General features: G+C 57.8%; 18 protein-coding genes. 10 read left to right on the top strand and 8 right to left on the bottom strand.

What is annotated here, in order from left to right; genetic code table 11:
* Positions 1-125: 125 nt before the first annotated feature.
* From mnmC to ABEH87_RS00165, 6 genes are all read left to right on the top strand, one after another.
* Positions 126-2,123: a bifunctional tRNA (5-methylaminomethyl-2-thiouridine)(34)-methyltransferase MnmD/FAD-dependent 5-carboxymethylaminomethyl-2-thiouridine(34) oxidoreductase MnmC gene (gene mnmC / locus ABEH87_RS00190; protein ID WP_346572811.1), complete on the top strand. Its 1,998-nt coding sequence runs from the start codon at positions 126-128 to the stop codon at positions 2,121-2,123.
* A 162-nt stretch (positions 2,124-2,285) separates the two neighbouring features.
* The gene (locus ABEH87_RS00185) at positions 2,286-2,759 is read left to right on the top strand and encodes a (2Fe-2S)-binding protein (protein WP_346572810.1); all 474 of its coding nucleotides are present in this window, start codon (positions 2,286-2,288) and stop codon (positions 2,757-2,759) included.
* The gene (locus ABEH87_RS00180; RefSeq protein ID WP_346572808.1) at positions 2,756-4,993 is read left to right on the top strand and encodes a molybdopterin cofactor-binding domain-containing protein; all 2,238 of its coding nucleotides are present in this window, start codon (positions 2,756-2,758) and stop codon (positions 4,991-4,993) included. The genes ABEH87_RS00185 and ABEH87_RS00180 overlap by 4 nt, the downstream gene beginning before the upstream one ends.
* On the top strand, positions 4,990-6,285 hold the full coding sequence (locus ABEH87_RS00175; protein WP_346572806.1) for a cytochrome c: 1,296 nt from the start codon (positions 4,990-4,992) through the stop codon (positions 6,283-6,285). Before ABEH87_RS00180 ends, ABEH87_RS00175 begins: the two co-directional genes overlap by 4 nt.
* Before the next feature lie 4 nt (positions 6,286-6,289).
* Positions 6,290-6,868: a nucleotidyltransferase family protein gene (locus ABEH87_RS00170; RefSeq protein ID WP_346572804.1), complete on the top strand. Its 579-nt coding sequence runs from the start codon at positions 6,290-6,292 to the stop codon at positions 6,866-6,868.
* Positions 6,865-7,842, top strand: a complete 978-nt coding sequence (locus tag ABEH87_RS00165; protein WP_346572802.1) for an XdhC family protein — start codon at positions 6,865-6,867, stop codon at positions 7,840-7,842. Before ABEH87_RS00170 ends, ABEH87_RS00165 begins: the two co-directional genes overlap by 4 nt.
* Positions 7,843-7,877: 35 nt before the next feature.
* Here the strand turns inward: ABEH87_RS00165 and ABEH87_RS00160 are convergent, their stop codons facing one another.
* Positions 7,878-8,159 carry a YfcL family protein gene (locus ABEH87_RS00160; protein ID WP_346572801.1) on the bottom strand — a complete coding sequence of 94 codons (282 nt, stop codon included), beginning with the start codon at positions 8,157-8,159 and terminating at the stop codon, positions 7,878-7,880.
* A 30-nt stretch (positions 8,160-8,189) separates the two neighbouring features.
* Positions 8,190-8,738, bottom strand: coding sequence for an elongation factor P hydroxylase (locus ABEH87_RS00155; RefSeq protein ID WP_346572799.1), 549 nt, complete (start codon positions 8,736-8,738; stop codon positions 8,190-8,192).
* A 483-nt stretch (positions 8,739-9,221) separates the two neighbouring features.
* Here ABEH87_RS00155 and ABEH87_RS00150 point away from each other — a divergent pair, with 483 nt between their 5' ends.
* A complete protein-coding gene (locus ABEH87_RS00150) occupies positions 9,222-11,801 on the top strand; it encodes an EAL domain-containing protein (RefSeq protein WP_346572797.1) in 2,580 nt (859 codons plus the stop codon).
* Here the strand turns inward: ABEH87_RS00150 and ABEH87_RS00145 are convergent.
* The gene (locus ABEH87_RS00145; protein ID WP_346572796.1) at positions 11,772-12,617 is read right to left on the bottom strand and encodes an AraC family transcriptional regulator; all 846 of its coding nucleotides are present in this window, start codon (positions 12,615-12,617) and stop codon (positions 11,772-11,774) included. The genes ABEH87_RS00150 and ABEH87_RS00145 overlap by 30 nt on opposite strands.
* Positions 12,618-12,749: 132 nt before the next feature.
* Here ABEH87_RS00145 and iolE point away from each other — a divergent pair, with 132 nt between their 5' ends.
* Both iolE and ABEH87_RS00135 read left to right on the top strand, forming a co-directional pair.
* Positions 12,750-13,643 carry a myo-inosose-2 dehydratase gene (iolE, locus tag ABEH87_RS00140; protein WP_346572794.1) on the top strand — a complete coding sequence of 298 codons (894 nt, stop codon included), beginning with the start codon at positions 12,750-12,752 and terminating at the stop codon, positions 13,641-13,643.
* A 9-nt stretch (positions 13,644-13,652) separates the two neighbouring features.
* Positions 13,653-14,825, top strand: a complete 1,173-nt coding sequence (locus ABEH87_RS00135) for a Gfo/Idh/MocA family oxidoreductase (RefSeq protein ID WP_346572792.1) — start codon at positions 13,653-13,655, stop codon at positions 14,823-14,825.
* Positions 14,826-14,872: 47 nt separating this feature from the next.
* On the opposite strand, the gene ABEH87_RS00130 is transcribed toward ABEH87_RS00135, so the two are convergent.
* Genes ABEH87_RS00130 through prmB form a run of 4 tightly spaced genes read right to left on the bottom strand, consistent with a single transcriptional unit; the run spans position 14,873 to position 18,557 of the window.
* Positions 14,873-15,670: a sulfite exporter TauE/SafE family protein gene (locus ABEH87_RS00130; RefSeq protein WP_346572790.1), complete on the bottom strand. Its 798-nt coding sequence runs from the start codon at positions 15,668-15,670 to the stop codon at positions 14,873-14,875.
* 13 nt (positions 15,671-15,683) lie between these two features.
* Positions 15,684-16,508 (bottom strand): penicillin-insensitive murein endopeptidase, encoded by an 825-nt coding sequence (gene mepA, locus ABEH87_RS00125; RefSeq protein WP_346572788.1) that lies wholly within the window; start codon positions 16,506-16,508, stop codon positions 15,684-15,686.
* Positions 16,509-16,511: 3 nt separating this feature from the next.
* Positions 16,512-17,597: a chorismate synthase gene (aroC, locus tag ABEH87_RS00120; RefSeq protein ID WP_346572787.1), complete on the bottom strand. Its 1,086-nt coding sequence runs from the start codon at positions 17,595-17,597 to the stop codon at positions 16,512-16,514.
* 27 nt (positions 17,598-17,624) lie between these two features.
* Positions 17,625-18,557 (bottom strand): 50S ribosomal protein L3 N(5)-glutamine methyltransferase, encoded by a 933-nt coding sequence (prmB, locus tag ABEH87_RS00115; RefSeq protein WP_346572785.1) that lies wholly within the window; start codon positions 18,555-18,557, stop codon positions 17,625-17,627.
* 199 nt (positions 18,558-18,756) lie between these two features.
* Here prmB and smrB point away from each other — a divergent pair, with 199 nt between their 5' ends.
* Entirely contained in the window at positions 18,757-19,305 is a 549-nt protein-coding gene (gene smrB, locus ABEH87_RS00110) for an endonuclease SmrB (protein WP_346572783.1), read from the top strand.
* 113 nt (positions 19,306-19,418) lie between these two features.
* Here the strand turns inward: smrB and sixA are convergent, their stop codons facing one another.
* Positions 19,419-19,901 (bottom strand): phosphohistidine phosphatase SixA, encoded by a 483-nt coding sequence (gene sixA, locus ABEH87_RS00105; protein WP_346572781.1) that lies wholly within the window; start codon positions 19,899-19,901, stop codon positions 19,419-19,421.
* Positions 19,902-20,025: the final 124 nt, after the last annotated feature.

The raw sequence follows: 20,025 nt of genomic DNA, 5'->3' as shown, positions 1-20,025 counted from the left end.
CGAGTGGCACTCTAGCGTACAGTTGTACGCCGAACAAGTCCGATCAGCATATTCCTTGTGTAAATTTGCGTAGGGTCAAGCACATCGTTAAAATTGCGCCACTGCCTGAGCAACGAGCCTTTGCCGTGAAAACCGCACCAATAGAGTACGCAGAGCTAAGCTGGAACGATCAGGGTACACCTGTATCCCGAGTATTTGATGACGTCTACTTCTCGAACCAGAATGGTCTTAAAGAGACCGGTTACGTCTTTCTTGGCGGCAATCATCTTCCCGAACGCTTTATCACCCACCCGCGCGATCTGTTTATTGTGGCTGAAACCGGATTCGGTACCGGCCTTAACTTTCTGACGCTGTGGCAGGCGTTTGATGCCTTCACAGCCAGCGCCCCGGATGCGACATTACAACGCCTGCATTTTATAAGCTGTGAGAAGTTTCCGTTATCCGCCAGCGATCTTGAAGCCGCTCATGCCAGCTGGCCTCAGCTGGCCGCGTATGCCAGCCAGCTGCGTGAACAGTGGCCACTGGCCCTGCCGGGCTGCCATCGCCTGCTGCTGGACGGCGGGCGGATTACGCTCGACCTGTGGTTTGGCGATATTAATCAGCTTATCCATACTTTTGATGACACGCTGAACCAGCAGGTTGATGCCTGGTTCCTCGATGGTTTCGCCCCGGCGAAAAATCCGGATATGTGGACGCCAGAACTGTTTGACTGCATGGCCCGCCTGGCCCGCCCTGGCGCCACGCTGGCAACCTTTACCGCCGCCGGCTTTGTCCGGCGCGGGCTGCAACAGGCCGGATTTATGGTCAGCAAACGCAAAGGCTTCGGGGAAAAGCGCGAGATGCTGACGGGCCACCTGCCCGCTGCGGTCACGGCACCGGCAAAAGCCCCGTGGTATGCACGTCCGGCCGCTGAGGGTGAGGATATTGCGCTGGCAGGCGGTGGTATTGCCAGCGCGCTGCTGGCACTGGCGCTGCTGCGGCGCGGCAAGCAGGTCACCCTCTATTGCGCCGATGCGCAGCCAGCGCAGGGGGCCTCCGGTAATCGTCAGGGGGCACTTTACCCGCTTCTTAATCACCACGATCCCGCGCTGGCGCAGTTTTTCCCCGCTGCTTTTACCTTCGCCCGACGCGTCTACGATCGACTCACCCTGCCCTTTGAGCACGACTGGTGTGGTGTGACGCAGCTGGCCTGGGATGAAAAGAGTGCGGATAAAATCAACAAAATGCTGCAGATGGCGCTGCCGCCGACGCTGGCCGCAGGCGTGGATAGTGCAGAGGCTGAAGCGCTGTGTGGCGTCACAACCGGCTGCGGTGGCATTACCTATCCACTGGGCGGCTGGCTCTCACCTGCTGAACTGACTGCCGGCCTGTGGCAGCTGGCGGAGCAGCAGGGGGCGACCCTGCGCTGGCAGCATGAAATCACTCAGCTGACCCCCCATCAGGCAGGCTGGCAGCTGAGTTTCAGCACCCAGACTGACTGTACGCACCAGAATCTGGTGCTGGCGACCGGGCATCGCCTGACGGCATTCAGTCAGAGCGAGAAGCTGCCAGTCTATGCGGTCGCCGGTCAGGTCAGCCACGTACCGACCACTGAGGCCCTGTCCGCGCTTAAACAGGTGTTGTGCTACGACGGCTACCTGACCCCGGTCAGCCCGCAGTTCCACCAGCACTGCATCGGCGCCAGCTATCACCGGGGCGAAACCGCCACGGAGTACCGTGGCGATGACCAGCAGGAAAACCGGGAACGGCTGATCCGCTGCCTGCCGGATGCCGGATGGCCGCAGGATATTGATGTCAGTGGCGGGGAAGCGCGCTGCGGCGTGCGCGCCGCCACGCGCGATCATCTGCCAATGATGGGGGCACTGCCGGACTACGATGCCACCCTGCAACAGTATGAAACGCTGGCGCAGCAGGAACACGCCGTTACCGCGCCGGTACATGCAGGATTATTTGTTCTCGGCGCCCTTGGATCGCGGGGACTGTGCAGCGGGCCGCTGGCGGCAGAAGTGCTGGCGGCACAGCTTTGCGGCGAACCGATCCCCCTCGACCGTGACACCCTGGCTGCCACCAGCCCAAACCGCTTCTGGGTGCGTAAGCTGCTAAAAGGAAAAGCACTGAAGTAAGTATTATCTTTGTTGAAAAATGCTTATTCCGCTGAATAACGTTACCAAAAGGCACTAAATAGCATAATATTTCAATTGTGCCCCTGAACGCTTCAGGGGCATTTTTGTCTCTGTCCCAACAGACGACATACGGAAAGGACGGCATTCAATGGATGATTTGCTATGGAATTTATGCTTAACGGCCAGCGCGTCACAATCGACGATGCGCATTCAGATACCTCAATTCTTTATATCTTACGTAACGACTTTCAGTTAAATGGTCCCAAATATGGCTGCGGCGTTGGTGAATGTGGTGCCTGCACCATTCATATTGACGGTGTCGCCGCGCGCTCCTGTAGCGTCCCGGCTCACGCCGTGGCAGGTAAACAGGTCACCACCCTTGAAGGACTGGCACAAGGCGGCCAGCTCCACCCGGTCCAGCAGGGCTTTATCGACGAACAGGCGGCGCAGTGCGGTTACTGCACCAACGGCATGATCATGACGCTGGTCGCGCTGTTCAGGCGCGCTCCGCAGGCTACCGAACAACAGATCAAAGATGAACTGGCGTTCAATCTGTGTCGCTGTGGCACTCATCTGGAGATATTACGTGCGGCTCAGAAAGCGCGCGAAATTATCGCCGGGGGTCCGCAATCATGAAGCTGTTTAATCTGACACGCCGCCGCCTGTTGCAGGCCGGGGGCTTTATCAGCGTCAGCACCCTGCTCCCCGGAGTTTCACTGGCCCGACCCGCTCCCGCCAGTGGCCGCCCGGCCGACTGCCTGGACAGTTTTATTGCGCTGGCCGCCGATGGCAAGGTGACCGCCTTTAACGGCCATGTTGACCTCGGCACCGGTGTACGAACCGCGCTGGCACAATATGTTGCCGATGCCCTTGATGTGCCCTTCAGTGCGATTACCATGATTCTGGGCGATACCGCGTTAACGCCGGACCAGGGGCCGACCATCGCCAGCGCCACCTTACAGGTGACGGCGGTACCTTTACGTCAGGCCGCCAGCCAGCTGCGCCAGCTGCTGGTGCAGCTGGCCGCCAGGGTTATGAATGTGCCCGTCAGTCAGCTGGATACGGATGCAGGCTGGGTGATTGACCGTCAGCACCCTGAGCGGCGTCTGAGCTACGGTCAGCTGGCACAGGATAAAGATACCCATTTGCCACTGAACACTGCCGTTACGCTGAATGCCGCGCGCCGCTATGTCGGAAAATCGATAGCGCGAGTGGATATTCCCGCCAAAGTCAGCGGTGAACTGACCTGGGTTCATGACATGCGCGTACCGGACATGCTTCACGGGCGCGTGATACGCCCTCCTTATGGCGGTGCCGACAGTAGCGCTCCGCTGGGTTACAGCCTGGTAGCGGTGGATAAAAGTTCCATTGCCCACCTTCCCGGTATTGTCAAAGTGGTGGTGGTCAATGACTTTGTCGGTGTTGTCGCCGGGCGTGAAGAACAGGCGATTGCCGCCATGTATGCCCTGAAGGTCAGCTGGAAACCCTGGTCAGGATTACCCGCTCTGGGTCTGGACCAGCTGCATGACACGCTGGCCAGCTGCGAAAAAACACCGCGCGTACTGCGCGACGATCGTGGCACCGACATCGCGCTGAAAAAACGGCATGTTGCCGTTGATGCCGATTACGTCTGGCCTTACCAACTGCACGCCTCCATCGGCCCCTCCTGTGCCCTGGCCGACGTGCGTGACGGGCAGGCAACAATCTGGTCGGGGACGCAAAACCCACACGATCTGCGCAAAGATATCGCGCTGCTGCTGGATCTCAACGCCGCCGTGGTCGATGTGAAGCGTATGGAAGCGTCAGGCTGTTACGGGCGTAACTGCGCAGATGATGTCGCGGCAGACGCGGCACTGCTGTCGCAGGCGACCGGCAGGCCGGTTCGCGTCCAGCTGATGCGCGAACAGGAAGCCGCCTGGGAACCGAAAGGCAGCGGTCAGCTAATTCGTGTTAGCGGTGGGCTGGACCGCCTGATGAACATCTCCTGCTACGAACTGCGCACCTGCTATCCCTCCAACAATGCCACCACCCTGCCACTTATCCTGACGCGCAAAGTCGCGAATAAGCCGGTGGTGCAGTCAATGGGCGATCGCACTGCGATTCCTCTGTACCGCTTCCCGCATATCCGCACCATCTGTGAAGATGCCGCTCCACTGGTTCGCGCCTCCTGGATGCGCGGCGTCTCTGCCCTGCCCAATGTTTTTGCTCATGAAAGCTGGATGGATGAAATCGCCTGGCATGCCGGCCGTGATCCTGTCGATATGCGCATGGATTATCTGGACGATCCGCGCGCTATTACCATGATTAATCATCTGAAAAACATGTCGCAGTGGAAGAAAGGCCCGTCACATCATCACCCCCGGCAGGAAGGAGACTGGCTGCACGGCCGTGGCTTTGCCTGGGCACGCTATATCCACAGCCAGTTCCCCGGATTTGGTGCGGCCTGGGCGGCCTGGGTGTGTGATTTACGCGTTAACCGTAAGACCGGTGAGATCCGCCTGGATAAAATCTTCGTCTGCCATGACTGCGGCCAGATGGTCAATCCCGACGGCGTTCGCCATCAGGTACACGGCAATATCATTCAGTGTGCCAGCCGGGTGCTGAAAGAGTTTGTCACTTTTGATGCCAGTGGCACGACCTCACTCGAATGGGGTAGCTATCCGCTGTTACGCTTTGATGAACTGCCAGACGTTGAAATCGCGCTGCTGGACTATCCGGATGAGCCCGCGATGGGCGCTGGCGAGTCGGCCTCTGTTCCGGGAGCCGCCGCCATTGCCAATGCGCTGTTTGATGCCACCGGTCTGCGGTTCCGCGCACCGCCTTTCACACCGGAACGAGTACTACGTGCTTTACAGGGAGGTAAAGTATGACCCGCAGAAATCAATGGCTGGGCCTGTCAGGCGCCATCGTGCTAGCCGTAGCGGTCACGGTCGGGCTGCTCTGCCTGCAGCCGGAAATTGCCCCGATTGTCCCCCCTGCCGCTACGCAATTTTCGGCTGACAGTATCGCCAGGGGAAAAACGCTGGCGGCACTGGGCGACTGCAGCGCGTGCCACACGCGGTCGGGTGGCGTGCCGAACAGCGGGGGGCTGGCGATGAAAACCCCCTTTGGCACCATTTATACCAGCAATATCACTCCGGACGCCGTCAACGGTATTGGCAGCTGGTCGTATCCGGCCTTTCTGCGCGCCATGCGCTACGGTATCGATCGCCGGGGCAATTATCTCTATCCGGCCTTTCCCTATACGGCGTTTACGCACTCCAGCAATGAAGACCTGCAGGATCTTTACGCGTTCCTGATGAGTCAGCCCGCCGTCAGCTATCAGGTGCCGCAAACCCGGATGACCTTTCCCTTCAATATTCGCCTGGGACTGGCCGCCTGGAACTGGATGTTCCTGCATCCGGGGGAACGCGAACCGGACCCGGAGCATGACGCAATGTGGAACCGGGGGGCCTATCTGGCCGAAGGGCTCGGCCACTGTGGTGCCTGCCACTCCCCGCGCAACCTGGCCGCTGCGGAAAAAGAGGGAAATGATGCGCTGGCAGGCGGCATCGCTGAAGGCTGGACCGCGCCTGCACTCAACGCGCTTTCTCCAGCCCCCGTCAGCTGGAATGAAGCACAGCTAAAGCGCTATTTCCGCACCGGCTACTCTCCTGAACACGGCGTGGCGGCAGGTCCGATGGGGCCGGTGATTAGCGTAGGGCTGTCACGGCAGTCGGACAGGGATCTCAAAGCGCTGGCCCATTGGCTGGTCAGCTTTCAGCACCCTGCCCCCACGCAGCCCGCTGCGTTGGAGAGCGATGCTGAGCAGCAGTCCCTGAATCTGGGGTCGGCAGGCGCACGGCAGTTCTCCGGATCCTGCATGGCCTGTCACTCCAGTCAGAAAGGCCCCCGGATGGTGGGCGTACGTCCGTCGCTGGTGCTCAACAGCAACCTGTATAGCGACACGCCTGACAATCTGATCCGTATCGTGCTGGATGGCATTACCCACCCAGCGAACCCGGACCTGGGAAGCATGCCGGGGTTCCGGCATCAGCTTAACGATCGGCAGATCGCCACGCTGCTGAACTGGCTGCGTACCGAGCTGGCCAGACAACGCCCCTGGGGCAATCTGGAACATAAAGTGGCAGACATGCGTCAGCAGAGCCACGAGGCAGGGTAGATAAATGAACGTCGGGGTGTTAGTGATGGCGGCGGGTTCCAGCAGCCGCTATCGTGAGCGGGACGGGCAGCATAAATTGCTGGTGCGACATCCGGTGTGTGGCAATCTGCCACTGCTGGCGAACACGCTGCAACTGGCAACGGCTGCCTGCAACAAACGGGTCAACGTGATACTGCGCCCTGAGGACCTGCCGCTGATCGAGATGGCCCACCGTTACCGCTGTGGAGTAACGCTGCTGCAAAGCCGCTGTCTGGGTGACTCAATTGCCGCAGGGGTAGCGGCGCAGCCCGACTGGGCTGGCTGGCTGGTCATGCTGGCCGATATGCCCTGGCTGCAGCTCAGTACCGTCAGGCGGGTGTGCCAGGCGTTGAACTTTGCCGATATTGTCCGTCCGCTGTGGCAGCAGCGGCCGGGGCACCCGGTAGGATTCAGTGCTGACGTACGCGAAGCCTTACTGGACCTGAAAGGCCAGCCTGGGGCGCGTTGCATTCTGGAAGGCGCGCCACCGCTCCTGTTACAGGTGAACGACCCCGGCTGCGTGCGTGATGTGGATGTCCCGGACGACTGGGGGCCGGACCAATGACGTTAAGTTCTCTGGATATTACGGTAGTGGAAAGCGCACTCGGCTGGCTGGGAAAACAGCATCACGTCTGGCTGTGTACCGTGGTGCAGACGTGGGGGTCGGCACCGCGTGCGCCCGGTGCACTGCTGGCGGTCAGTGAGGTGGGTGACGTGTGTGGTTCGCTTTCCGGCGGCTGTGTTGAACAGGATTTTTTGCGGCGTCTGGCAAACGGTGACTACCGCCAGCCCAGCCAGCAGGTGCGTTACGGCGCGGGTGGCCTGGCACCTGATGTGGCCCTGCCCTGCGGCGGCAGTCTGGAAGTGCTGATTGAATATTTATCCCCTTCAGCGCTCACTGAAGACTACCTGCGGGAGATGCTGCGGGCACTGCGCGGCGAACTGACGCTGGAAAAACAGGTCACTCCGGGGCAACCCGCCCGGTTAAGCGCCAGCGAAACCGGGCCATCTCAGCGGCAGGTCACGCAGCAGGCAGGCAGCCTGCGCCTGACCCTGGGGCCGGCCATCTCATTGCTGATTGCCGGATTATCTCCGGTAGCGGATTACTGTATTCACTTCGCGCGCATGCTTGGGTTTCATATTCTGGTGTGCGAGCACCGCGAAAACTATCTCACCGAGTTTGCCGCCCGTCCGGTGCTCAATGACGGCGTGGAGCTGGTGCGTCGTTTTCCCGCACGTTACCTTGAGCTGCACGGCTGTCAGGCGCACACGGCGGTGCTGAGCCTGACGCACGATGCTCGCATTGACGACCTGACCCTGATGGAGGCCTGCCGCACCCCGGCCTTTTACATCGGGGCTCTCGGTTCACGGCGCAACAGCGAAAACAGGCGGAGGCGTCTGGCCGCAACAGGCGATCTGACGGCGCAGCAGCTGGGACGCATCAGCGCACCGGTCGGCCTGGCGCTGGGCAGCAAAACGCCAGCGGAAATTGCGCTGGCGATCATGGCGGATATTGTGCGGGTAAAAAACGGTGCCTGAGAACAGGACAGAAACGTTTTCTGCCCGGCCAGGTTTCACGGCGCTGACTGCGCCTGCTGGAACAGTTTGTCCCACATGCCCATCACCAGCACCTGGTCACGCGGGGAGAGTTCACCGGCGGTGATGGCTTTATCCAGGCTGTGCTGAACCTGAACCTGTAGCGCTTCCTGAGTATGTACGCCGGCCTGTTCGATTTCCGCTACGGCCAGCGTCAGGTGGCCACGCAGATATCCCCCGGCAAACAGCTCGTCATCACTGGCGTGTTCTACCATGTCGTCAATCAGGCCCAGAATACGCGCCTCAAATTCATCGATCATAAAATCCTCTGTAAACTATTTGCTCCCCGTTCAGCACAGGTCTTCCGGCCAGGGAAAATGTGCTGCCGTCAGCGGTGGAGTGGAGTAAAACGAGCGTAGTTCTGCAATCAGCCTTGCCGGACGGGCGGGTATGCCCTGCTCCAGATATGCCATCACCTGTGCATGCACCTTCCGCTGAAACGCTATGCGATCCGGTTCACAATCGCCTTCAAGATTGTCACAACTTACATTGAACGGAAAGCCTGCCGCAACACTAAACAGCCACTCCAGCGCCTGCGGTTTTATCTCAACCGATTCAAACTGTCCCTGGGTTTCCGCATCACGCCCGTCCGGGCAGTACCAGTAGCCAAAATCCACCTGCTTGCGGCGTTCGGCACCGGCAATACACCAGTGGGAAATTTCATGCATTCCGCTGGCATAGAAACCGTGGGCAAACACCACCCGGTTCCACGGTGACGTGTCGTCAGCAGGAAGATAGATCGGTTCGTCGTCGCCTTTAATCAGGCGGGTCTGAAAATCATCCATAAAGCAGCGATCGAAGATGTCGATCAGGTCCTGATAGTGGTGTTGCTGGCTCATAGCTGTTTGTCGTCAAAGTAAAAAACGCGCAATTTTGACATTTTGTCCGCCAGGATTCGAGAACTATTCATCATTTTGTCACGCCGAATGCCTCGGCGACCCTGGTCAGAGATGGCGTCAAAGAGCCGAGAGGTGAAAATGCCGCGCATTTGAATAGTGAATAAAATTTACCTCAGAATGGTTTACTCACCGGCGGAGAAATGAACAGCAGGCGTATAAAGTTATCGCCTGAACGGCCGATAATCTCTTCTGGAATTTTAAAATTAAGCACAGCAAAAATTTAACTTCCATTAATGAAAAATTTTTAACACGACGCTTCAGCCATGACCCCTCTCACAGTATCTCATTGAATAATCTGATGAGATAAATTGACCGACCGTGAGGAAACGACTTACCGCCTGCTTAGCATCAGGGAATTAAAAAATAAGTGACCGGGATGCCCTGAACCCCGGTTAGCACTCTCATTCCTCCAGGCAAATATTAATGAAACAAAAAAAAGATCAAACAAGAATCATTATTAACAGAGAGATGGGCGGCCTGGTTAAACAGCCGATGATCGTCATGCTGCTGTTGCTGGGAATATTATTTCTTTGCGCTATTGCGGCACTTTTCTATATTGCTGACAGACAAAATTCCCATGAAGATCATCATAGTGAGTTGCTGATAGGGAAAGCGTTTAAAAACCGTCAGGAGCTCATGCAGTCACATTTATCGGATAATGCCGAATGGGGTGAGGCCTACGAAAATCTGCATCTGACTGTTAACCCCGTCTGGGCGTGGGATAACCAGAACTTCGGTGAGTCCCTTTATCAGACCTTTCACTACGAAGGTATTTTCGTCGTGTCCCCGGACGGCCAGACGCGCTACAGCGTGCTCAACGGCCAGCTCCGGTTAGAGCTGATTGAGACATGGCTGGGTAAAGACCCGGTTCCCTGGCTTAAACAACAGCTTGCGGTCTCTAAAGGCAAAGCCATTTCCAGCCTGGTAGTGATTAACGGGCAGGCCACGATCCTCAGCGCGGCCTGGATCACCCCCGGTGGTGACTCCAGCGTGGTTTCCGACGACGGGCCGCACTCAATCATGATCTTTGCTGACCAGCTCACGCCTGAGAAACTGGCGAACATGGCCCTTGAATACGGCATTCATGGCGCGCGTATTGTGCATCCCACGGCAGACGATGACAAAATGCGCACCAACATGACCCGACTGTCAGCGCAGGAAGACAACATTACCGTCGAATGGCAGAGTGATAATCCGGGTCAGGCGCTGGTCATTGGTATATTACCGGCACTGGTATTACTGATGTTTGCCACACTGCTGATGACACTGATGCTGATGAAGAATGCCCTGCGCAAGGCACGCCTTAGCGATGAAAGTCACTTCCTGCTCGCCCAGAGTCAGCAGGCGCTGTACAGCAGCGAATGTCGCTTCAGAGACGTAGCGGAAACCACCACTGACTGGATCTGGGAAGCCGATGAAAATTTACACTTCACCTGGATTTCAGAGCGTTTCCCGGTGATAACCGGATACCGCATCTCTGACTGGATTGGCCGCCCGGTGGCCGCCTTCCTGCTGGAAGAGCCCCATGCCGTGGAGCAGCTCTCCTCCCTGAGCCTGTCTGGCGGCAGGCTCAGCCTGCCGAACAGTCGCTATCTCTCGGCCCAGAACCATCAGCGCTATTGCAATATGATCGTTAAGCGCGTCTGGCTTGCCGGTAATAAAACGGGTTTTCGCGGCACCGCAACCGATGTCACCCAGGAAGTCGAAGCTCAGGAACGCGTGCGCTATTTATCCCACTTCGATGATTTAACCGGACTGCCTAACCGCGTACAGATGAAAGAGTTCCTCGAAGGCAAACTCAACGCCGGGCCGACGCCGGAGCGTCAGCTGGCGATTATCATGGTGGACCTGGACAAATTTAAACCCGTCAACGATATCTACGGACATGCCGCCGGTGACAGGGTATTGCATGAGGTGTCATCAAGGCTGAAAGCGTGCCTGAAAGAGAGCGGTCTGGTGACCCGTCACGGCGGTGACGAGTTTATTATTATTCTGCCTGACGTGCAGAGCCAGGCGCATATCGAAGCGCTCTGCCGCCAGATAGTTCTGGACATCAGCCAGCCATTCCTTAGCGGGGAAAGTGAGGTCTTTATCGGGGCCAGCCTGGGGATTGCGCTTGCGCCTCAGGATGCGCAAACCGCCAGCGATCTGCTGCGCTATGCTGATATCGCGCTGTATAAAGCGAAAAATGAAGGGCGCAATCAGTGGGCCTTCTTCCAGCGCGATATGGGCGAAAAAATTGTCCAGCGCCGGGAAATGGAGCAGGAGCTGAGAGAAGGGATCCGCGACGGTGAGCTGCGGATGGTTTATCAGCCGCGCTATGATACCCATTCAGGTACAATTACCGCCGCAGAGGCGCTGGTGAGATGGCAACATCCGCGCCACGGGCTGCTGATGCCCGACCAGTTTATCCCGCTGGCAGAAGAGACCGGCCTGATCAATGCGCTCAGTGACTGGGTGCTGCACACCGCCTGCCACGACGCTCAGTCTCAGCTGCAGGGGATGTCGGTATCCGTTAATCTCTCTGCCGCAGAATTCCAGGATCCTGGCCTGTACAACAGAGTCAAGAATGCTCTGGAAAGTACCGGCCTGCACAGCTCACGCCTGGAAATTGAAGTGACTGAAAATGTCACGTTGCAGGATCCGGTAAAAACGCAGATGGCGATGGAGCAGATCAAAGCGCTGGGCGTGAAGTTCCTTATCGATGATTTTGGCACCGGCTTTGCCTCACTCAGCTACCTGAGAGCCTTCCCGTTTGACGGCATTAAGCTGGATAAATCGTTCATTTTACCGATGAATCAGTCGCGGATGGCGCTGCAAATCGTTGAGAATATGATTGGTCTGGGCAAAGCCTACTCGCTGAATGTCACTGCCGAAGGCGTGGAAACCCGGCAGCAAATGGAGCAGCTCAGCCAGTTACACTGCGACAGCCTGCAGGGCTACTACATCGGTAAACCGATGCCCGTTCAACAACTACAAGCCCTCGTCTTCGGCCGTGATTAACGCCAGCGCCTGCTGGCGAAAAGCCAGCGGCGCAAGTCCGTACTGTTCTTTGAACAGGCGGGAAAAATGGAACGGTGAAACAAATCCGCACTGTTCGGCAATCAGCGCGACCGGCAGACGGCTGTGTGTCAGCAGCCTCTCCGCATGACGCAGACGCACATCGCGCAGGTAGCGGGCGGGCGTCTGGCGCAGATGACGACGAAAAAGCGCGATCAGATGATTGACCGAACAGTGGGCGCGCGCGGCGATGTCCTCCAGCACCAGCGGATGCTGATAGCGCATGGCAATAAAACGGCAGGCCTCACGTACCCCCTTCGGCATAGGTTGCCGCTCTCCACTGCGCGGCTGACCACTGCGCGAGGTGTAATAATAAAGCAGGGTTTCGGCCAGCGAGATCAGCGCACGCGCGGCGCCTTCAGGCTGGGAGGTTAAGCTGATGCCCAGCTCCATCAGCTGCTCAGCCTGGTGATCAAACGTTATCACCGGCGGCAGCTGCATCAGTTCAAGGTTAAAATCCGCCGGCAGTGCAGCAAAATCCAGCTGGCACCAGATATGTTCACTCGGCTGTAGCGGGTCAAAACGAAACAGCTCGCGCTGCCCCGGCAGCAGCAGCGCCAGCATTCCGGGTAGTAACAGCAGGGAACGCTGCTCCGTCTCAATCGTGACGCTGCCGCTCAACAGCGCCATAAACTGAATACCGCGCTGAATTCGCGGCCCGTAAATCTCCCCTGCTCCATAGCGTGACAGCCCAAAATACCCCTCAACCACCGGTACCGTTAGTGTGATTTCAGACATTTTTTTCACAACTCTGGTCATGTACCCCCCTACCCTGAACGGGCTATCTTCTTTCCACTCTTCAGCCTGATAGCGATTAATACAACCGCAAACAGCTGACAGAGAGCAAATCTGCGACCCGGATCAAACTTTGATTTCAGACAGGAGAAAACCATGGCAAATGCCAACGTGCGCCTCGGCGTCAGTCCGCTGGCCTGGACCAATGATGTCCTGGAGGACCTGGGGGATGACGTCAGCGCGTTGCAGTGTATGCAGCAAGCCGCCGCCGTCGGCTATCAGGGCATTGAGCTGGGCCGTAAGTTTCCGCGCGAACCGGCGGCATTAAACCCGCTGTTACAGGAAACCGGGCTGTCGCTGGCGTCAGGCTGGTTCTCCGGCACGCTGGCTGACATCAGCGTGCAGCAGGAGCTGCAAAACGTCGCCGGCCACGCTCGCCTGCTGCAGGCACTGGGCTGTTCCGTGATGGTGTACGGCGAGTGTGGCGCTATGCCGGGCGAGACGCCGCTGGATATCGGGATTTCTCATTCACCCAAACTCAGCGCGATAGATTTCGATGCTTATGCCCGCCGCATGAGTCAGTTTGCCAGCGCACTCCATCAGGAATATGGGCTGACCCTGGCCTACCACCACCATCTGATGATGCTGGTCGAACGGCAGGATGAGATCGAGCGTTTCTTTGCGGCCACCAGCGACAGCGTTGGCATGTTGCTGGACACCGGGCACGCCGTGGCAGCAGGCGCCGATCTCCGGGCGCTGATACAGCAGTTTGGCAGCCGCATCTGCCACATTCACCTGAAAGATATTCGCCGCGCACGGCTGGATCAGGTGTACCACCAGGATGAAAGTTTCAATCAGGGTGTGCGTGGCGGGATGTTTACCGTGCCGGGCGATGGCTGCATCGATTATCAGCCGGTGGTGGACTACGTCAGCCGCAGCGGCTACCGCGGCTGGCTAATTGTAGAAGCGGAACAGGACCCGCTTAACGCTCCGCCGGTGCCGACGGTCACCCGCGCGTTTAACCATGTTAACCACCTTTTTTCGCTGTAAGGGAACCCTATGTCTGACACTCTGAATATTGGTCTGATCGGCTCCGGTTTTATGGGCCAGGCCCACGCTGACGCCATTCGCCGTGCGGCCCTGCTCTACCCCAACTTGCCAAAAACGCCGGTACTGTACGCCATTGCCGACCAGAATCAGCTTCTGGCACAGCAGGCAGCACAGCGCTTCGGCGCACTGCATGCCTTTGGCGACTGGCGCGAGATGTTGCAGGATCCGAATATTGACGTGATTGATATCACTTCACCCAACCATCTGCACCACCAGATGGCGCTGGAGGCAATAGCCGCCGGGAAGCACGTATACTGCGAGAAACCGCTGGCGGTGACAGAACCTCAGGCACGTGAAATGGCTGAAGCGGCGCAGCGGGCCGGCGTCAAAACTATGGTGGCGTTTAACAACATCAAAACCCCGGCGGCACAGCTGGCCAGACAGCTGATCGCGCGCGGTGAAATCGGCACGCCGGTGCGTTTTCGCGGTACCTTCGACCAGGGGTTTTACAACGATCCTGAGCTGCCGTGGTCATGGCGCTGTTCAAAAGAGCTGGCAGGTTCAGGTTCACTGGGCGATCTCGGTGCCCACACCCTGTCTGTGGCGCAGTATCTGATGGGCGAGGTGTCTGAGGTGTGCGCCAGCGGACAGACGTATCTGAAAACCCGTCCGGTTCCCGGCGTTGACAGCGGCTATGCCAGCAAGGTAGAAGCCAATGCAGAACGCCGTGCGGTGGAAAATGACGACCAGATGCAGTGTCTGGTGAGCTTTAACAGCGGTGCTGCCGGGGTGATTGAGTCGTCACGCATTGCCGCCGGACGCATTTTCGGCGTTTACTGGGAGGTTTCCGGCACTGAGGGCACGCTGTACATGGATGGCGAGCGCTTTAACGAGCTTCAGGTATTTCGATTTAATGATGACAAGCGCGATCGGGGCTTTAAGACGCTGTATGCCGGTAGCCAGATCCCGTCCTATTCGGCGTTCTTTGGCTTTGATTTTGGCGGCGGCGGGCTGGGTTACTTTGATGTCAAAGTGCTGGAAGTCCACGATCTGGTGCAGGGGATCTGCAGCGATGAAGACTGTTACCCTAACTTCTCTTTCGGCTGGGAGAATCAGCGGATATTGCAGGCGATAGAGGATTCAATGGAACAGCGTCGCTGGATTGATGTGAAGAGAGGTTAACGCACGCACGGGCTGACCCTGATTTTCGGCCAGCCCGGCGCTAAACGCTACAACTGATGCAACCACGCGGCGATTTCCGCACCGTGGCTGTCGTAGAGCAGTTTGGCACTCATCACCGCAGAAACAATCACGATCATCGGACGGATCAGTTTCTGTCCTTTGGTCAGTACCATGCGCGCCCCGAGGCGGGCACCGCACACCTGACCTGCCAGCATCACCAGCCCGACCAGCCACACCACTTTCCCTCCGAGCATAAACAGCAGCAGGCCGCCGAGGTTAGAGGTGAAATTTAACACTTTGGCATGGGCGGTAGACTTCGCCAGGTTATAACCACACAGCGTCACGAACGCCAGCGCATAAAATGACCCCGCGCCCGGACCGAAGAACCCGTCATAGAAGCCGACACATCCCCCCGCCACCAGCGCAAAAGGCAGGCCATGCAGGCGACGCTGGCGATCGTCTTCGCCAATCTTTGGCATCAGCAAAAAATAGAGGCCGATAGCGATCACCAGCAGCGGTAACAGCTGACGCAGAATATCGCCCTTGACGTGCTGAACCAGCAGCGCCCCGCTGATGGAGCCGAGAAAGGTCAGCGCAATATTCAGCTTTTGTTCGCGTAAATCCACTGCTTTGCGGCGAATAAAGTAGAGGCTGGCAGAAAAAGAGCCGCCCACCGACTGCAGCTTATTAGTCGCCAGCGCCTGCGCCGGGGAAAGCCCCGCCGCCAGCAGCGCAGGCACCGTCAGTAACCCTCCGCCCCCCGCAATAGCGTCGATAAAACCCGCCAGTAACGCCACCAGAAACAGGACGCCGAGCAGCCAGGGAGCAACGTTAATCCATTCCATTTATGTTAACGCCTTACAGTAGATGTTTATCCAGCAGGGCCTGGCAGGATGGCGGTAACGGCGGCGGCTCACGCTTAACCGGCGGTGTGCTGCCGGGCTTCGGCGGGGCAAACCAGCTTTGCAGCTCCGCACCACAGCCGTCACCCGCCGGGGGGACGGGCTGATCCTGGCACTCCAGGCTCCCTGCCGGGCAGCGCAGGCGCACGTGCATATGTGCCCGATGCTGGAACCACGGCCGCACCTTGCGTAACCAGTCACGATCGGCACCGGCATCTGCGCACAGCTGCTTTTTAATCGCCGGGTTAACGAAAATGCGCGTCACGTCGTCATCCTTCGCCGCCAGCTTGATCAGGCTGTCAATTTCTGGCTGCCAGTGGCGCGCCACCACGTTTTTACCATCGGCGGCGACCAGGTCGAGCGGCTGAGGCTTCAGCAGCATCTGCTGTGACCAGCGTTGTTTCGGTAACTGAAGCCAGATATCAACGTCCAGACCAGACTGATGGCTGGCGTGACCGCTGCTGAAGCGCCCCCCTGCCGCCATGCCCATATCGCCAACCAGCACTTCGCCCAGCCCCAGCTGATGGGTCTGGGTGCTGAGACGCTGGATAAACGCGATCAGATCCGGGTGACCAAAAAAGCGACGCTGATCGGTGCGCATCACCTGATAACCGGATGCCTCCAGCGGCAGCGGCTGCGCGCCAATAATGCAGCCGTTAGAAAAGGCCCCAATCGACTGCGGCGCACCGCTTATCGGCTGGTGAATAGTCTGCCACGGCGTGGCCGCATGGCTCATCGTGGCGATCAGCAGCGCGCACAGCGCTGTCAGCGTCTTTTTCATGGGTTACCAGCGTGGGTAAGTAGTTTCAACATCGGCGTTTTGCGCCCGGTGGCGCAGCAGGTGATCCATCAGCACAATGGCCATCATCGCTTCGGCGATCGGCACGGCGCGGATCCCCACACACGGATCGTGGCGACCTTTAGTGATCATCTCGACTTCCTCACCGCTGCGGGTCAGGGTTTTCCCCGGCACGGTAATGCTTGAAGTCGGTTTCATTGCCAGGTGAGCAGTAATACTCTGGCCGCTGCTGATGCCGCCGAGAATACCGCCGGCATGGTTGCTCTGGAAACCGCTGGCGCGGATTTCATCACGATGTTCGCTGCCGCGCTGGCTGACCACGGCAAAGCCGTCGCCAATCTCAATGCCTTTCACGGCATTAATGCTCATCAGCGCATGCGCCAGGTCGGCATCAAGGCGGTCAAACACCGGCTCACCGAGGCCAGCCGGGACATTTTCAGCCATCACCGTCACTTTAGCACCGATGGAATCGCCCTCTTTTTTCAGGGCGCGCATCAGTTCATCCAGCGCCTCGATTTTGTCAGGATCCGGGCAGAAGAAGGGGTTCTGTTCGACCTGATCCCAGTCTTTCAGCTCACAGGCTACGTCACCAATCTGCGCCAGATAACCACGTACGATGATGCCGTGTTTCATCTGAAGATATTTTTTCGCAATCGCACCGGCCGCTACGCGCATCGCCGTTTCACGCGCCGAAGAGCGCCCGCCGCCGCGGTAATCGCGGAAGCCGTATTTCTGGTCGTAGGTGTAGTCCGCATGGCCGGGACGGTAGAGATCTTTGATTGTGCCGTAATCCTGGGAACGCTGATCGGTATTTTCGATCAGCAGACCGATACTGGTCCCGGTGGTTTTCCCTTCGAATACGCCGGACAGAATTTTCACCTGGTCCGGTTCGCGGCGCTGAGTGGTATAGCGGGAAGTGCCGGGGCGGCGGCGATCGAGATCGTGCTGTAAATCAGCTTCAGTCAGCGGAATGCCCGGTGGCACACCATCTACGATGCAGCCGAGGGCGATGCCGTGCGATTCGCCAAATGTTGTGACCCGAAATACTTGTCCAATGGTGTTACCCGCCATGACTTACTTCCTCGCTAAAATTTATCATCAGTCTTTATAGATTTTAAAATGATGTTGCGCATCGATAATCTGCTGTTTCGTCAGCATAAATACGCCGTCGCCACCGTTATCGAACTCCAGCCAGGTGAAAGGCACATCCGGGTACTGATCCATCATGTGCACCATGCTGTTACCCACTTCGCAAATCAGCACACCCTGCTCGCTGAGATAGTCAGGGGCGCAGGCCAGGATGCGGCGCACCAGCTTAAGGCCATCGCGGCCTGCTGCCAGGCCGAGTTCCGGCTCATGGCGATACTCGTTAGGCAGATCGTCCATGTCATCCGCATCCACATAAGGCGGATTAGTGACAATCAGGTCGTACTGGGTTTTCGGCAGCTCGCGGAACAGGTCGGCACGGATTGGCGTTACGTGGTGATCCAGACCGTGTGCGCCGATGTTCTGCTCGGTCACTGCCAGCGCGTCAACAGAGATGTCAACCGCATCGACTTCCGCCTCCGGGAAGGCGTACGCACAGGCGATAGCGATACAGCCGCTGCCGGTACACATATCCAGAATGTGCTGCGGATCGTGACTGATGATGCCGTCAAAGTGACTGTTAATCAGCTCACCGATCGGCGAGCGCGGCACCAGCACGCGCTCATCAACATAGAACTCATGGCCGCAGAACCAGGCTTTGTTAGTGAGGTAAGCGACCGGGATACGTTCATTGATGCGGCGGATGACGCGCTCAACGATGCGATGACGCTCGCTGGAGGTCAGACGCGCGTTTCGCATATCTTCCGGAATATCCAGCGGCAGATAGAGGGTCGGTAGCACCAGTTGAACGGCTTCGTCCCAGGGGTTGTCGGTGCCGTGGCCATACCAGATATCAGCAGCAGAAAAGCGGCTGACCGACCAGCGCAACATATCCTGAATAGTGTGCAGTTCATTGACTGCTTCATCGACGAAAATTTTGTCCAAAGTGCCCTCCGCAGGCCGTTCTGTTATACCCGGCCGTTAGTTTGCCACGAAGCTTGAGATAATTCAGCGCGAGGGGGTGAAAAAGCTGAGATTTGTTTCAGCCGCCGCCGTGGAACAGGTAGACTGACGGCTAAAATTTGATGGAGTGACCTTTTGCCTGGTCACCATCGCCTAACCGCAAACATAGCGATCGCAGATAATGAGTAAAAAAGAGAATCTGAATGCGGAAGACAAGGCGCTGTTTCGCGGGCTGATGACCGGTACGCGCAAGCTGACGCAGGACACCATTGTCCACAAGCCGCCACGTAAAAAAATCAGTGAAGTGCCGCAGAAACGCCTGCTGTCAGAGCAGATGGACAACAGCCACTATTTTTCGGATGAATTTCAGCCGCTGCTGGCGACGGAAGGTGCGGTGCGCTACGTCCGCGCAGATGTTGACCATTATGAATTGAAAAAACTGCGGCGCGGCGATTACAGTCCGGAAATTTTTCTCGACCTGCACGGATTAACCCAGAAACAGGCGAAAGAAGAGCTCGGTGCACTGATTGCCGCCTGCCGTCGTGAACATATCTTCTGCGCCAGCGTGATGCACGGCCACGGTAAACATATTCTTAAACAGCAGACCCCGCTGTGGCTCGCCCAGCACCCGCAGGTGATGGCTTTTCATCAGGCACCCAAATTGTTCGGCGGAGACGCGGCTCTGCTGGTGCTGATTGAGATTGAAGAGTGGTTACCGCCGGATATTTAAGGCAGAGTTTCAATATTTGCCGGGGCGGACCCGTTATTTCGGTCCGCCCGCAGGGCATTGCACATCATCCGGACGAGCCAACCAAAAAAGAGGGTCGGCACGGCGGTGATAAATCACATGGCTTTGGCGAGTTTGGCCGGGGAAACCTGCCATTCCAGCTTGCCCGCTGCGTTCTCGGCATCGAAGTCCACACAGGCAATCGCAGAGGTGGCAAACATCGGCGGCGCTTCCTGCGGACACAGTTCGGCCACCAGATAGCCCACCAGCGGCAGGTGAGAAATCACCAGCGCGGATTTCACCCCTTCGTTCGCCAGCACCTGCAGGTAGCAGGCTACTAAACCAGGGTCGCCGCCGGGTGTCAGCTCCGGCAGAACGTCCTCGCCGTCGGGCAGGGGCAGCACTTCACGAACCGTGTTCAGTGTTTGCCGCGCCCGCAGATAAGGGCTAACCAGAACCCGCTCAATATCCACTGACTGGCTGTTAAGCCATGTCGCCATCTGGCGAGACTCATCACAGCCGCAATGCGTCAGAGGTCTGACAGAATCGCTTGCTGCATCTAACGCTGCATCGCCGTGACGCATAATGAAAACTTGCATATAACACCGCTGTTGTTAAACAAAAACGCCGGGGGACAACGCCATCCGACTCTTCATCCAGAGAATGAACGCTGTGTTGTACCCCAATGCCTTGAGTATAGTCAACCGATTGTTTACTTAGTGA

The sequence above is a fragment of the Erwinia sp. Eh17-17 genome, assembly GCF_039675725.1.
GTDB lineage: Bacteria > Pseudomonadota > Gammaproteobacteria > Enterobacterales > Enterobacteriaceae > Erwinia.
This window is presented reverse-complemented; position numbering and strand designations above follow the sequence as displayed.

Excerpts from the sequence above, each read along its gene's own strand:
- ABEH87_RS00185 (WP_346572810.1), top strand. The coding sequence starts at position 2,286 with ATGGAATTTATGCTTAACGGCCAGCGCGTCACAATCGACGATGCGCAT.
- ABEH87_RS00180 (WP_346572808.1), top strand. The coding sequence starts at position 2,756 with ATGAAGCTGTTTAATCTGACACGCCGCCGCCTGTTGCAGGCCGGGGGC.
- ABEH87_RS00175 (WP_346572806.1), top strand. The coding sequence starts at position 4,990 with ATGACCCGCAGAAATCAATGGCTGGGCCTGTCAGGCGCCATCGTGCTA.
- ABEH87_RS00170 (WP_346572804.1), top strand. The coding sequence starts at position 6,290 with ATGAACGTCGGGGTGTTAGTGATGGCGGCGGGTTCCAGCAGCCGCTAT.
- ABEH87_RS00165 (WP_346572802.1), top strand. The coding sequence starts at position 6,865 with ATGACGTTAAGTTCTCTGGATATTACGGTAGTGGAAAGCGCACTCGGC.
- ABEH87_RS00160 (WP_346572801.1), bottom strand. The coding sequence starts at position 8,159 with ATGATCGATGAATTTGAGGCGCGTATTCTGGGCCTGATTGACGACATG.
- ABEH87_RS00155 (WP_346572799.1), bottom strand. The coding sequence starts at position 8,738 with ATGAGCCAGCAACACCACTATCAGGACCTGATCGACATCTTCGATCGC.
- ABEH87_RS00150 (WP_346572797.1), top strand. The coding sequence starts at position 9,222 with ATGAAACAAAAAAAAGATCAAACAAGAATCATTATTAACAGAGAGATG.
- ABEH87_RS00145 (WP_346572796.1), bottom strand. The coding sequence starts at position 12,617 with ATGACCAGAGTTGTGAAAAAAATGTCTGAAATCACACTAACGGTACCG.
- iolE (WP_346572794.1), top strand. The coding sequence starts at position 12,750 with ATGGCAAATGCCAACGTGCGCCTCGGCGTCAGTCCGCTGGCCTGGACC.
- ABEH87_RS00135 (WP_346572792.1), top strand. The coding sequence starts at position 13,653 with ATGTCTGACACTCTGAATATTGGTCTGATCGGCTCCGGTTTTATGGGC.
- ABEH87_RS00130 (WP_346572790.1), bottom strand. The coding sequence starts at position 15,670 with ATGGAATGGATTAACGTTGCTCCCTGGCTGCTCGGCGTCCTGTTTCTG.
- mepA (WP_346572788.1), bottom strand. The coding sequence starts at position 16,508 with ATGAAAAAGACGCTGACAGCGCTGTGCGCGCTGCTGATCGCCACGATG.
- aroC (WP_346572787.1), bottom strand. The coding sequence starts at position 17,597 with ATGGCGGGTAACACCATTGGACAAGTATTTCGGGTCACAACATTTGGC.
- smrB (WP_346572783.1), top strand. The coding sequence starts at position 18,757 with ATGAGTAAAAAAGAGAATCTGAATGCGGAAGACAAGGCGCTGTTTCGC.
- sixA (WP_346572781.1), bottom strand. The coding sequence starts at position 19,901 with ATGCAAGTTTTCATTATGCGTCACGGCGATGCAGCGTTAGATGCAGCA.